Origin of the sequence: Streptomyces sp. NPDC049837 (genome assembly GCF_040674455.1) — a bacterium.
Taxonomy (GTDB): domain Bacteria; phylum Actinomycetota; class Actinomycetes; order Streptomycetales; family Streptomycetaceae; genus Streptomyces.
In genome coordinates this window covers 292,939-304,935 of the sequence record NZ_JBFAMP010000001.1, presented here as the reverse complement: position 1 = coordinate 304,935, position 11,997 = coordinate 292,939, and the positions used below count along the sequence as shown (strand labels likewise).

The 11,997-nt window shown below is 73.4% G+C and carries 12 protein-coding genes; 11 read left to right on the top strand and 1 reads right to left on the bottom strand.

Annotation, left to right across the window (positions count from 1 at the left end; genetic code table 11):
- Positions 1-115: 115 nt before the first annotated feature.
- The 11 genes from AB0J57_RS01465 to AB0J57_RS01415 all read left to right on the top strand — a co-directional run bounded on the left by AB0J57_RS01465 (position 116) and on the right by AB0J57_RS01415 (position 10,703).
- The gene (locus AB0J57_RS01465) at positions 116-1,093 is read left to right on the top strand and encodes an NADPH:quinone oxidoreductase family protein (protein ID WP_366125860.1); all 978 of its coding nucleotides are present in this window, start codon (positions 116-118) and stop codon (positions 1,091-1,093) included.
- Positions 1,090-2,271 carry an acyl-CoA dehydrogenase family protein gene (locus tag AB0J57_RS01460; protein ID WP_366125859.1) on the top strand — a complete coding sequence of 394 codons (1,182 nt, stop codon included), beginning with the start codon at positions 1,090-1,092 and terminating at the stop codon, positions 2,269-2,271. The genes AB0J57_RS01465 and AB0J57_RS01460 overlap by 4 nt, the downstream gene beginning before the upstream one ends.
- Positions 2,268-3,335, top strand: coding sequence for an acyl-CoA dehydrogenase family protein (locus tag AB0J57_RS01455; RefSeq protein ID WP_366126441.1), 1,068 nt, complete (start codon positions 2,268-2,270; stop codon positions 3,333-3,335). The genes AB0J57_RS01460 and AB0J57_RS01455 overlap by 4 nt, the downstream gene beginning before the upstream one ends.
- 116 nt (positions 3,336-3,451) lie before the next feature.
- A complete protein-coding gene (locus tag AB0J57_RS01450) occupies positions 3,452-5,056 on the top strand; it encodes an ABC transporter substrate-binding protein (RefSeq protein ID WP_366125858.1) in 1,605 nt (534 codons plus the stop codon).
- 38 nt (positions 5,057-5,094) lie between these two features.
- Positions 5,095-6,060 carry an ABC transporter permease gene (locus tag AB0J57_RS01445; RefSeq protein WP_366126439.1) on the top strand — a complete coding sequence of 322 codons (966 nt, stop codon included), beginning with the start codon at positions 5,095-5,097 and terminating at the stop codon, positions 6,058-6,060.
- Positions 6,053-6,919 carry an ABC transporter permease gene (locus AB0J57_RS01440; RefSeq protein WP_366125857.1) on the top strand — a complete coding sequence of 289 codons (867 nt, stop codon included), beginning with the start codon at positions 6,053-6,055 and terminating at the stop codon, positions 6,917-6,919. The genes AB0J57_RS01445 and AB0J57_RS01440 overlap by 8 nt, the downstream gene beginning before the upstream one ends.
- Positions 6,916-7,869, top strand: coding sequence for an ABC transporter ATP-binding protein (locus tag AB0J57_RS01435; protein WP_366125856.1), 954 nt, complete (start codon positions 6,916-6,918; stop codon positions 7,867-7,869). Before AB0J57_RS01440 ends, AB0J57_RS01435 begins: the two co-directional genes overlap by 4 nt.
- Positions 7,862-8,527 carry an ATP-binding cassette domain-containing protein gene (locus AB0J57_RS01430; RefSeq protein ID WP_366125855.1) on the top strand — a complete coding sequence of 222 codons (666 nt, stop codon included), beginning with the start codon at positions 7,862-7,864 and terminating at the stop codon, positions 8,525-8,527. The genes AB0J57_RS01435 and AB0J57_RS01430 overlap by 8 nt, the downstream gene beginning before the upstream one ends.
- Positions 8,528-8,556: 29 nt before the next feature.
- Positions 8,557-9,423: an ANTAR domain-containing protein gene (locus AB0J57_RS01425; RefSeq protein ID WP_366125854.1), complete on the top strand. Its 867-nt coding sequence runs from the start codon at positions 8,557-8,559 to the stop codon at positions 9,421-9,423.
- Positions 9,424-9,531: 108 nt separating this feature from the next.
- Positions 9,532-10,383, top strand: coding sequence for a phosphatidylinositol-specific phospholipase C/glycerophosphodiester phosphodiesterase family protein (locus AB0J57_RS01420; protein WP_366125853.1), 852 nt, complete (start codon positions 9,532-9,534; stop codon positions 10,381-10,383).
- Between the two features lie 125 nt (positions 10,384-10,508).
- Positions 10,509-10,703 carry a hypothetical protein gene (locus AB0J57_RS01415; RefSeq protein ID WP_073759056.1) on the top strand — a complete coding sequence of 65 codons (195 nt, stop codon included), beginning with the start codon at positions 10,509-10,511 and terminating at the stop codon, positions 10,701-10,703.
- A 29-nt stretch (positions 10,704-10,732) separates the two neighbouring features.
- Here AB0J57_RS01415 and AB0J57_RS01410 read toward each other — a convergent pair whose 3' ends face one another.
- The gene (locus AB0J57_RS01410) at positions 10,733-11,962 is read right to left on the bottom strand and encodes a phosphodiester glycosidase family protein (RefSeq protein WP_366125852.1); all 1,230 of its coding nucleotides are present in this window, start codon (positions 11,960-11,962) and stop codon (positions 10,733-10,735) included.
- Positions 11,963-11,997 lie beyond the last annotated feature (35 nt).

The following is an 11,997-nucleotide window of genomic DNA, read 5'->3' as shown; positions in this document are numbered from 1 at the left end:
AGGCGAGGCTCACGAGGCTGTTCCCTCCGAGGCAAGCGACCGCTTAGTATGCGGACGAGTGCGACCAGCGCGGTCGACCAGTGCGGTACTGCCCGACTCTTTGTGGAGGCCCTCGATGCAGGCATGGCGAGTACACCGGAACGGCGAGCCGGGCGAGGTGATGCGGCGCGAAGAGGTGGACCGGCCCACGCCCGGCGACGGGCAGGTCCTGCTGAGGGTCCGGGCCGCGAACATCAACTTCCCCGACGCGCTGCTGTGCCGGGGCCACTACCAGGTGCGCCCGCCGCTGCCCTTCACCCCCGGCGTGGAGATCTGTGGCGAGACCGAGGACGGCCGGCGGGTGATCGCCACGCCCGCCCTGCCCTACGGCGGTCTCGCCGAGTACGCCGTCGCCGACCGGGCGACGGTCCTGCCCGCGCCCGACGCGCTCGACGACGCCGAGGCCGCCGCCCTGCACATCGGCTACCAGACCGGCTGGTTCGGGCTGCACCGCCGGGCGGGCCTGAAGGAGGGCGAGACGCTCCTCGTGCACGCCGCGGCGGGTGGCGTCGGCAGCGCTGCCGTCCAGCTCGGCAAGGCGGCCGGGGCGAGGGTCATCGGGGTCGTCGGCGGTGCCGACAAGGCCGCCGTCGCGCGCGAGCTCGGCTGCGACGTCGTCATCGACCGGCGCGGTGACGACATCGTCGCGGCCGTCAAGGAGGCCACCGGCGGTCGCGGCGCAGACGTGATCTACGACCCGGTCGGCGGCGACGCGTACGCCAAGTCCGCCAAGTGCGTGGCCTTCGAGGGCCGGATCCTGGTCGTCGGCTTCGCGAGCGGTGACATCCCCGCCCCCGCGCTCAACCACGCCCTGGTCAAGAACTACTCGATCCTGGGACTGCACTGGGGTCTGTACAACCAGAAGGACCCCGAGGCGGTCCGCCGCTGCCACGACACCCTGACCGGGTACGCGGCCAAGGGCCTCATCAAGCCGCTGATCAGCGACCGGGTCGCCTTCGAGGACGCGGCCGCCGCCGTGCAGCGCGTCGCGGACGGCACCACCACGGGCCGCCTGGTCGTCCTCCCGGCCGGCACGGAAGGAGCTGCCAAGTGACCGGCGCCACCGAACTGCGCGAGCGTACCCGCGAGTTGCTGAAGGCCCACCCGCCCGCCACCACCGGCCGCACCGACTTCCTCAAGGCCCGCTTCGACGCCGGCCTCGCCTGGGTCCACTACCCCGTCGGCCTCGGCGGACTGGACGCCCCCCGGTCCCTCCAGGCCGTCGTCGACGCCGAGCTCGAAGCCGCCGGCGCCCCGGACAACGACCCGCGCCGCATCGGCATCGGCCTCGGCATGGCCGCGCCGACGATCCTCGCGTACGGCACCGAGGAGCAGAAGAAGCGGTTCCTGCGCCCGCTGTGGGTGGGGGAGGAGGTCTGGTGCCAGCTCTTCAGCGAGCCCGGCGCCGGCTCCGACCTCGCCGCACTCGGCACCCGGGCGGTCCGGGACGGGGACACCTGGGTGGTCAACGGCCAGAAGGTGTGGACGTCCAGCGCCCATGTCGCCCGCTGGGCCATCCTCATCGCCCGGACCGACCCGGACCTGCCCAAGCACCGGGGCATCACGTACTTCCTGTGCGACATGACCGACCCGGGCGTCGAGGTGCGGCCGCTGCGGCAGATCACCGGTGAGGCCGAGTTCAACGAGGTCTTCCTCACCGACGTCCGCATCCCCGACGCGCACCGCCTCGGCGAGGTCGGCGACGGCTGGAAGGTCGCCCAGACCACGCTGAACAACGAGCGCGTCGCCATCGGCGGTGCCCGCATCCCGCGCGAGGGCGGCATGATCGGCCCCGTCTCCCGCACCTGGCGCGAACGCCCGGAGCTGCGCACCCACGACCTCCACCAGCGCCTGCTGGACCTGTGGGTGGACGCCGAGGTCGCCCGGCTGACCGGTGAGCGGCTGCGCCAGCAGCTCGTCGCGGGCCAGCCCGGCCCGGAGGGCAGCGGGATGAAGCTCGCCTTCGCCCGCCTCAACCAGGAGATCAGCGGCCTGGAGGTGGAACTCCTCGACGAGGAGGGCCTGCTGTACGGGGACTGGACGATGCGCCGCCCCGAGCTCGTCGACTTCACCGGCCGCGACGCCGGCTACCGCTACCTCCGCTCCAAGGGCAACTCCATCGAGGGCGGTACGAGCGAGGTGCTGCTCAACATCGTCGCCGAACGCGTCCTCGGGCTGCCCGCCGAGCCGCGCAACGACAAGGACGTCGCATGGAAGGACCTGACCCGATGAAGGACCTGCCGGACCTGCTGTACTCCGAGGCCGAGGGCGACCTGCGCGCCGCCGTGCGCTCCCTGCTCGCCGGCCGCGCCGCCCCGGCGGACCTGACCGGCCGGGTCGAGCAGGGCACACCGTACGACCCCGCCCTCTGGAAGGCGCTCGCCGCCGACATGGGGGCGGCCGGGCTCCTCGTCCCCGAGAAGCTCGGCGGCCAGGGCGCCTCCCACCGCGAGGCCGCCGTCGTGCTGGAGGAGCTGGGCCGGGCGGTGACGCCGGTCCCGTACCTCAGCAGCTCCGTCGTCGCGACCGAGACGCTGCTGGCCGCCCGGGCCGGGGACCTGCTCACCGACCTCGCCACCGGCCGCACGGCCGCCGTGCTCGCCGTCCCGCTGTCCGCCGGGCCCGGTCACGAGCCGGCGGCCACCGGCACCGTCACCGGGGTCGCCGACGCCGCCCGCGCCGACGTCCTGCTCGTGGTCCGCCCCGACGGGCTGTACGCGGTCGACGCCGCCGACGCCACGGTCGTACCGCAGACCCCGCTGGACCTGACCCGTCCGCTCGCCACGGTGACGGCCGAGGCCGGGGGCACCCGCCTCGCGGACGCGGACACCGCCCGCGCGGCGGTGCGCCGGGGGCTCCTCGCCGGCGCCGGGCTGCTCGCCTCCGAGCAGTTGGGCGTGGCGGAGTGGTGCCTGGAGGAGACGGTCCGGCACACCCGCGAGCGCCACCAGTTCAACCGGCCGGTCGGGTCCTTCCAGGCGCTGAAGCACCGGATGGCGCAGCTCTGGCTGGAGGTGGTGAACGCGCGCGCCGCCGCCCGCAACGCCGCCGGTGCGCTCGCGACCGGCAGCCCCGAGGCGCCGCTCGCCGTGGCCGTCGCCCAGGTGTACTGCTCGCGGGTCGCCGTGCACGCCGCCGAGGAGTGCGTCCAGCTCCACGGCGGTATCGGAATGACCTGGGAGCACCCTGCTCATCTCTACCTGAAGCGGGCGAAAAGCGATCAGATCGCCCTGGGTTCGGCGGGCCACCACAAGCAGACCCTCGCCGACCTGGTGGATCTTCCCGCCCCGGCATGACCCAGGCATGACCTGGTAAGGACCGCAGGAGGAACCCACCCCTCTACATGCTGTTTAATTGCGAGTCGTTCGCAACAACAGCGGATCTTCACTAGCTTCACGAGGGGTGTGGAACCATGACCGCCCGATCCATACGCGGCATGGCCGCCGCCACGCTGGCCGGAACCCTGGCCCTCACCGCGGCGGCCTGCTCGAACCCGGGCACCGGCGGCAAGGGCCAGGCCGGCGGGGACAGCGCGGTCGTCGGCATCGCCTACGAGCCCGAGTCGCTCAGCCCCCTGCTCGGCTACGGCAAGGACGGCAACTCCAAGATCTTCGACGGGCTGCTCGCCTTCGACGGCGACATGAAGCTCAAGCCCGCCCTCGCGGTCGCGCTGCCCGAGGTGAGCGCGGACGGCCTGACGTACACGTACAAGCTCCGCAAGGGCGTGAAGTTCAGCGACGGCAAGCCCTTCACGGCCAAGGACGTCGTCTTCACCTACCGCACCATCCTCGACAAGAAGACGAACAACGCCTCCAAGACCGAGCTGGACGCCCTGAAGGACGTCAAGGCCGTCGGCGACGACACCGTCGTCTTCACCCTCAAGTACCCCTACGCGCCCTTCGCCGAGCGCACCGTCCTCGGCATCGCCCCCGAGCACATCGCGGCGAAGCAGGACGTCAACAGCGGCCCCTTCACCACCAGGCCCATCGGCACCGGCCCCTACGTCCTCACCGGGTGGTCCAAGGGCGAGAAGATCAGCTTCAAGGCCAACCCCGACTACTGGGGCGGCGCGCCGAAGGTGAAGAAATTCACCATGGCGATCATCAAGGACGACGACGTCCGCGCCACCCGCCTCCGCTCCGGCGACCTCGACGGCGCGATCCTGCCCCCCAACCTCGCCAAGGGCTTCAAGAACGACGGCGCGAAGAAGACGTACGAGGCGACGACCTACGACTACCGCCTGGTGACCCTTCCCACCCACAACGAGGTCACCGGCGACACCGCGATCCGCCGTGCCCTCGACGTCGCCGTCGACCGCAAGGCCATGGTCGATCAGATCCTCGAAGGCGCCGGAAAGCCCGCCTACGGCCCGGTCCCCACCGACAGCGAGTGGTTCACCAAGGGCACCGAGCGCCCCCACGACCTGGCGAAGGCGAAGAAGATCCTCGATGACGCCGGCTGGAAGCCCGGCCCCGACGGTATCCGCGTCAAGGACGGCGTCCGCGCCGGCTTCCCGCTCTGGTACCTCTCGGGCGACAAGCTCCGCCAGGACCACGCCCTCGCGTACGCCTCCGACGCCAAGAAGGCCGGCATCGACATCAGGACCCAGGCCGGGACCTGGGAGGTCATCGAGCCGCGCATGAAGCACGACGCGGTCCTCGCCGGCGGCGGCTCGCCCGGCGACCCCGACTTCGACCAGTACCTGCTGCTGAAGTCCTCCCTCGGCGGCGACGGGTTCAACAACATGGCCTGGTACGACAACCCGGCCGTCGACAAGGCCCTCGACGACGGCCGCAAGACGAATGACAAGGCCGCCCGCAAGGCCGCGTACGACACCATCCAGCGCGAACTGGTGAAGAACCCCGGCTACACCTTCCTCACCCACATCGACCACCTGTACGTGGTCGACGACAAGTGGGACGGGCTCTCCACCCAGGTCGAGCCGCACGACCACGGCCTCGCCGCCGGCCCCTGGTGGAACGTCGAGAACTGGATCCCCAAGGGCGTCAAGAAGTGACCGTCGCGCAAGCGGGCCGTCGCCTCCCCTGGGCGGCGATGGCGAGGATGGCGGGACGGCGGGCCCTGTTCGCCGTCCCCGTCCTCCTCCTCGTCACCTTCGCGGTCTTCGCCGTCGCCGCGGCATCCCCGTTCGACCCCGTCAAGGCGTACGCCGGCACGGCCGGGCTCACCGCCTCGCAGGAGAACCTCGACCAGCTCCGCGCCAACCTGGGCGCCGACCAGCCGCTCGTCCCGCGCTGGTGGAACTGGCTGACCTCCGCCCTCACCGGCGACCTCGGCGACTCCAGCGTCATGCGCCAGCCCGTCGCCGACGTCATCGGCGAACGCATCGGCTGGTCGGTGCTGCTCGCCGCCACCGCCTTCGCCGTCGCCGTCCTGCTCGGCACGGGCCTCGGCGTCCTGGCGGCGCGGCGGCAGGGCGGCTGGCTCGACCGGTGCGTCAGCTCTGCCGCGTACACCCTGGAAGCCGCCCCCGCCTTCTGGCTGGGGCTGCTCGCCATCTGGTTCTTCGCCCTGGAGCTGGACGTGCTGCCCGCCGGCGGGCTCACCGACACGGCCAGCGACACCGTCACCTTCGGGCAGGTCGCCTCCCACCTGGTGCTGCCCGCGCTCGTCCTGGGCGTCTCCCAACTGCCCTGGTTCTTCCTGTACGTGCGCCAGGGCGTCGCCGACGCGCTCGACGAGGACCCCGTGCGGGGCGCACGCGCGCGTGGCCTCGCCGAACGCACGGTGCTCCTCGGTCACGCGCTGCGCTCCGGCATGCTGCCGATGCTCACGCTCATCGGCTCCAGGGTGCCCGAGCTCATCACGGGCGCCCTGCTCGTCGAGTCGGTCTTCAGTTGGCCCGGTATCGCGGCCGCCACCGTGCAGGCCGCCACCTCCGTCGACTTCCCGCTGCTCGCCGCGCTGACCGTGCTCGCCACGGCGGCGGTGCTGCTCGGCAACCTGCTCTCCGACCTGCTGTACGGACTCGCCGACCCGAGGGTGGGATTCGATGGCTGAGCTCACCTGGAAGTCCCACGGGCGCACCCGCCGCTCCACCCGCACCGTCCGGGTCTCGGTCTCCGCGGTCATCGTCGGAGCCGTCGCCCTCGCCGTGCTCCTCGTGCCGCCGCTGGTCCAGCTCGACCAGCAGGCCGTCGACCTCTCGCTCAAGCTGCGGCCGCCATCGCTCGCACATCCCTTCGGCACCGACGACGTAGGCCGCGACCTGCTGCTGCGCTGCGTCTACGGCCTGCGCGTCTCGCTGCTCGTCGGCCTGGTCGCGGCGCTCGTCGCCACCGTCATCGGTACGGCGGTGGGCGCGGCGGCCGCCGCCTTCGGCGGCTGGACCGACCGGCTCGTCATGCGGCTCGTCGACACCTTCTCGTCCGTACCGCACCTGCTGCTCGGCATCTTCATCGTGGCGATGTTCCGCCCCGGGGTGTGGCCGGTCATCGTGTCCGTCGCGCTCACCCACTGGCTCTCCACGGCCCGGATCGTCCGCTCCGAGGTACTGTCGCTGCGCTCGCGCCCGTACATCGACGCGGCGATCTCCGGCGGCGCCTCGCGGTGGCGGGTCACGGTCCGCCACCTGCTGCCGGCGGTGGCGCCGCAAGCCGGACTGGCGGCCGTGCTCATGGTGCCGCACGCCATGTGGCACGAGTCGGCGCTGTCCTTCCTGGGCCTCGGGCTGCCCGCCCACCAGGCGAGCCTCGGCAACCTGGTGCAGACGGCACGTGGTTCCCTGCTGGCCGGTGACTGGTGGCCGACGCTCTTCCCCGGCCTCTTCCTGATCATCCCGACGCTCGCCATCGCGGGCCTGGCCGGCGCCTGGCGGGAACGGATCAACCCGCGCCGCCGATCGGAGCTGATGCTGTGAGCACCGTCCTGTCCGTACGGGAGATGTCCGTACGCTTCCGGATGCGCGGCGGCCGCCACATCGCCGCCGTCACCGGAGCGAGCTTCGACCTCGCGGCGGGGGAGTGCCTCGCCCTCGTCGGCGAGAGCGGCTGCGGCAAATCGGTCCTCGCCTCCGCTCTGCTCGGCCTCCTGCCCGGCAACGCCCAGACCGCCGGCACGGCCGTGATCGACGGGGTCGACCTCCTCGCGGCCGACGAGCGCACCCTCGCCCGCACGGTACGGGGCCGGCGCGTCGGGCTCGTCCCACAGTCCCCGGCCGCCCACCTCACCCCCGTACGCACCGTGCGCGCCCAACTGGAGGAGACGCTGCGCGAGCTGGCCGGCACGCCCCGGGCGGGGCTGCGCCCGGCGGCGATCGCGGCCGCCGAACGCGCCTCCTTCCCCGCCGGGCTCCTCGACCACTACCCCCACGAGCTGTCCGGCGGCCAGGCCCAGCGCGCCGCCACCGCCCTCGCACTCATCGGCGACGCCCCGCTGCTGCTCGCCGACGAGCCGACCACCGGCCTCGACCGCGCCCTCGTCGACCGCACCGCCGACGAACTGCGCCGCCACGCCGACGACGGCCGCGCCCTGCTGATGATCACCCACGACCTGGCGGCCGCCGAGCGGATCGCCGACCGGGTCGCCGTGATGTACGCGGGCCGCATCGTCGAGCTCGCCGACGCCGACCGCTTCTTCGGCGACCCCGGGCCCCGGCACCCCTACGCCCGTGGCCTGCTCGCCGCCCTCCCGGAACGGGACTTCACCCCCATCCCGGGCATGCCCCCGGAGCTGGGCGACCTCCCGGACGGCTGCGCCTTCGCCGCCCGCTGTGCCCGGGCCGGCGACGCCTGCGCGACGGTGCCGCGCTTCACGGACGGTGTCGCCTGCCACCACGCCCACGCCGCCGAGGAGCCCGCCCGTGCTTGAACTCGACGCCATCACCGCCGGGTACGACCCGCGCAGCCCCGTCTTCCGCTCCGTGTCCCTGGCCATCCGGCCCGGCGAGGCCGTCGGGCTCCTCGGCCCCAGCGGCTGCGGCAAGTCGACCCTCGCCCGGGTCGCCGCCCTGCTGCACCGCCCGGACACCGGCCGGGTCGTCGTGGACGGCGCCGAGGTACGCGGCTGGCGCCACCGCGCCCCGCGCGAACTGCGCACCGCGATCGGCGTCGTCTTCCAGCAGCCGCGCATGTCCGCCGACCCCCGGCTGCGGCTGCGCGACCTCATCGCCGAACCGCTGCGGGCCACCGGCCGCCGGGACGAGGCGGACGGCCGGGTCGCCGAACTGGCCGGAACGGTGGGCCTCACCGACGACCTCCTCGGCCGGCGCCCGCACGAGGTCAGCGACGGCCAGCTCCAGCGCGCCTGCCTCGCCCGCGCCCTGGTGCTGCGCCCGCGCTGGCTGGTCTGCGACGAGATGACCGCGATGCTCGACGCCTCGACGACCGCCGCCCTGGTCGCCGTGGTCGAGACCTACCGCCGCGACCGGGGGGCGGGGCTCCTCGCCGTCGGCCACGACCGCGTCCTGCTGGAGCGCTGGTGCGACCGGACGATCGAATGGACGGACTGCGCCCGCGAAGGGGTGTGACCTGCACGGCAGGGGGCAGACGCGACCCTATGACCGAGACGTTCAAGGACGGTGCCCGGGACACCGACGACACGCGGCACGAGCTGGTACGGCTGCGTGCCCAGGTTCGCCACCTCCGGGCCCAGGCCCGCAACCGTCCCCTGATCGCGGAGGCACAGGGGATCCTGCGGGAGCGCTACCTCCTGGCCGACGCCGAAGCCGCCTTCGCGCTGATGCAGGACACCTCGCAGCGATTCAACGTGAGGCTGCGCACCCTCGCCGAGGCCGTCGTCCGGCTGGCACGGCCCGACGACCGCACGGACCAGTGGTTCCCCGGCCGGGTCCGGCACCCGGCCCCCACCCTCGACTCGCTGGCCATCGACGACGCCTCGCACGCGCACCGGAGCGCCGTGCTGCGCGAGGTCCTGTCGCAGACGCTGGCGATCACCGCCACGCACATGGGCAACGTGCAGATCGGGGACCACGCGACGGGCGGACTGTGGCTGGAGAAGCACGCCGGGCTCAGCGAGGACTTCGTGGACTTCTTCGACTTCGTCGGCGAGGAGGGCACGGCCTGTTCCCAGGCGGCGAAGGACCTGGCCCAGGTCACCGTCCGGGACGTCGCCACCGCTCCGGTCTTCGCCGAGGACGCCCGCCGGGCCGTCCTGGAGGCGGGCAGCCGTTCCGTCCACAGCGTGCCGCTGATCAGCGGCGGGCGCTGCGTCGGGATGGTCTCCGCCCATTTCGAGCGGCCCATCCGCGACCTGCACGCCGCCCAGCTCAAGGCCCTGGAGCACACCAGCCGGCAGGTCGGCCGCTGGCTGGCCTGGTACGACCGTACGGTCGTCCTCGACGCGCTGGAACACCTGCACGCCACCGCCCTCGACCCCGGCACGAGGCGGGCCCGCCGCCGCTGAACCCCGGGTGACGTATCGGCCAACTCCACGCACGCGTGCAGCGGTTGGAGGGACGGGACAGCATACTCGGTCCCGTCCCTCCGCCCCCGTGTGCCCCGGGAGTCCTCCATGGCGCCGCTGTCCCGCCGCTCCGCCGTCGTCACCCTCGCCACCGCGGCCACCGCTCTCACTCTGCCCGCCCAGCGGGCGGCCGCGCGGACCGCGTCGGCGCGGCCCCTCCGCCGGGCCCACGCGCACAACGACTACCTGCACCGGCGGCCCCTGCACGACGCCCTGTCGCACGGCTTCACCAGCGTCGAGGCCGATGTCTTCCTCGTCGACGGCGACCTCCTCGTCGCCCACGAGCCCGCACAGCTCGACCCCACCCGTACTCTGCGCTCGCTCTACCTCGACCCGCTGGCGGCCCGCGTGAGGGCCAACCACGGCACGGTGTACGCCGGTCACCACCGGCCCGTGCAACTGCTCATCGACATCAAGGCCGACGGCGTCGCCGCGTACCGGGAACTCCACCGCCAACTGGCCGCCCACCGCCGGATGCTGAGCCGCTGCGTCAACGGACGGGTCCGGCACGGCGCCGTCACGGCCGTCGTCTCCGGGGACCGCGCGGCCCGCGCCCCCATGGAGGCGCAAGCCGTCCGGTACGCGTTCTACGACGGCCGCCTCGACGACCTGGGCACCGCGGCCCCCGCCTCCCTCATCCCGCTGGTCAGCTCCAACTGGACCCACAGCTTCCGCTGGCAGGGCACCGGCCCCTTCCCCGACGCCGAACGGGCCCGGCTCCACGCGCTCGTCACCGCCGCCCACCGCGAGGGCCGGCGCGTCCGGTTCTGGGCCACCCCCGACGCCCCCGGCCCCGCCCGCGACGCCGTCTGGGCCGAACTGCTCGCCGCCCGCGTCGACCACCTCAACACCGACGACCTGCCCGGCCTCGCGCGCTTCCTCCGCACCCACGGCGAGTAACGGGTCACCGCCAGGTAATACCCGTTCGGCCGACATGCCGTACGTCCGGACGGCGCCCGGGCTCCGCCAGACTGGCCGCCGAATGCCGCACACCGGGTGCGGCGACTGGCCGAGGAGGGCGACACATGGCCGTATCCATCTCCGTGGTGCTGCTTCTGCTGATCCTGGCGGTGATCTTCCTGCGCAACGGGGGGCTCAAGATCTCCCACGCGCTGGTGTGCGGCCTGCTCGGTTTCTTCCTCGCGAGCACGAGCCTGGCGCCCACCATCTACAACGGCGTCTCCGCCACGGCCGACGTCGTCAGCAGCCTCAAGCCCTAGCAGCCTCAAGCCCTAGCAGCCTCATTGCCCTAGACCCCGGCTCCCCGGCCCTGGGGCGCGTCCTCTCCCCGTACGAAGATCCCGATGCCGTTCGGCACGGCCCGCTGGACCCCGCCACTGGGATGGTTGAGCACGCTGACCTTCGCCGCGCCGTTCTGCCGGGCCACCAGCGTGGAGGACCCCCCGCCGTCCAGGTTGACGGCGTCACTCGCGCCCAGGTCCCGCATCGCCTTCGCCACTTCCACGACGGTCAGCCCGCTGCGGAACCCCGGCGAACCGTCCAGCGCGAGCAGCAGCAGCCGCTGCCCGCCGTCGCGGATGCCCGCCGCCGTGCGTACCGCGGGCGTCACCGCGTCCATCCCGCTCAGCGGCTCACCGCCGCGCAGCACCGGATAGCCGCCCACCGCGAAGCGGTACGCCCCGGCCGCGACCACCTGCCCGTCCGCGGTGAGCGCGTACGTGACCTTCACCCGGTCACCGACCGCCATCCTCCGCAGCTCCCGCGCCCCCGCCTCACGCCCCACCAGCACCTCCGTGCCCGGCTCGATCGCGCCCCGGCCCGGGGTCTCCGCGACCGCCACGACCTGGCCGCCGCGCACCGTCACCTCGTACGTCTCGGTACTGCACGGCGCGTCCCGCTGGGTGTCCGTCCCGCAGGTGGCGCGCACCCGCGACGCGGCGCCCCAGTCCTTGGTGAACACGCCCACCGAACCGACCGGCAGCGCGTACTGGTTGAGCCCGCCCAGCGGCAGCTCGCCCTGGTCCGACGACACCGTCCCGTCCAGCGCCAGTTCACCGATCCGCGCCAGACCGTCCTCGCCGACGCCCAGCACCTGGCGGGTGTTCGTCCCCGGCGGCAGGGCGGGGCCGAACCGCTGCCCGTTGGGCACGGCCGCCTTCAGCGGGCGGCCGTCCGCCACGGCGGGGCCGACCGGGGCGCCGGTCGCCTCCACACCCGGGTGCTGGTTCTCCGACAGGTGGAAGAAGTCGCCGTTGACGCCGCCCACCGCACCGGCACCGTCGGCGAGCGCCGACAGCGGGGAGCGTGCCGCGACCACCCCCGGATACAGCAGGCCCGTCGACACGCGCGCGTTGCCCAGGTCCACCGAGAGGAGATGGGCCCGCGCGGTCCCGCGCGAGGAGGGAATGTCGAACCACCGGTACTCGACCCCCGGCGCGACCCGCTGCCACACGGGTGCCGGGGCGGCGGGCGGAGCACCCGCCAAGGAGGCGCCCAGCAGGGACGTCAGAAGGAGCATCAGAAACGCACGGCCGCGCAGCACGGTCACAGTCC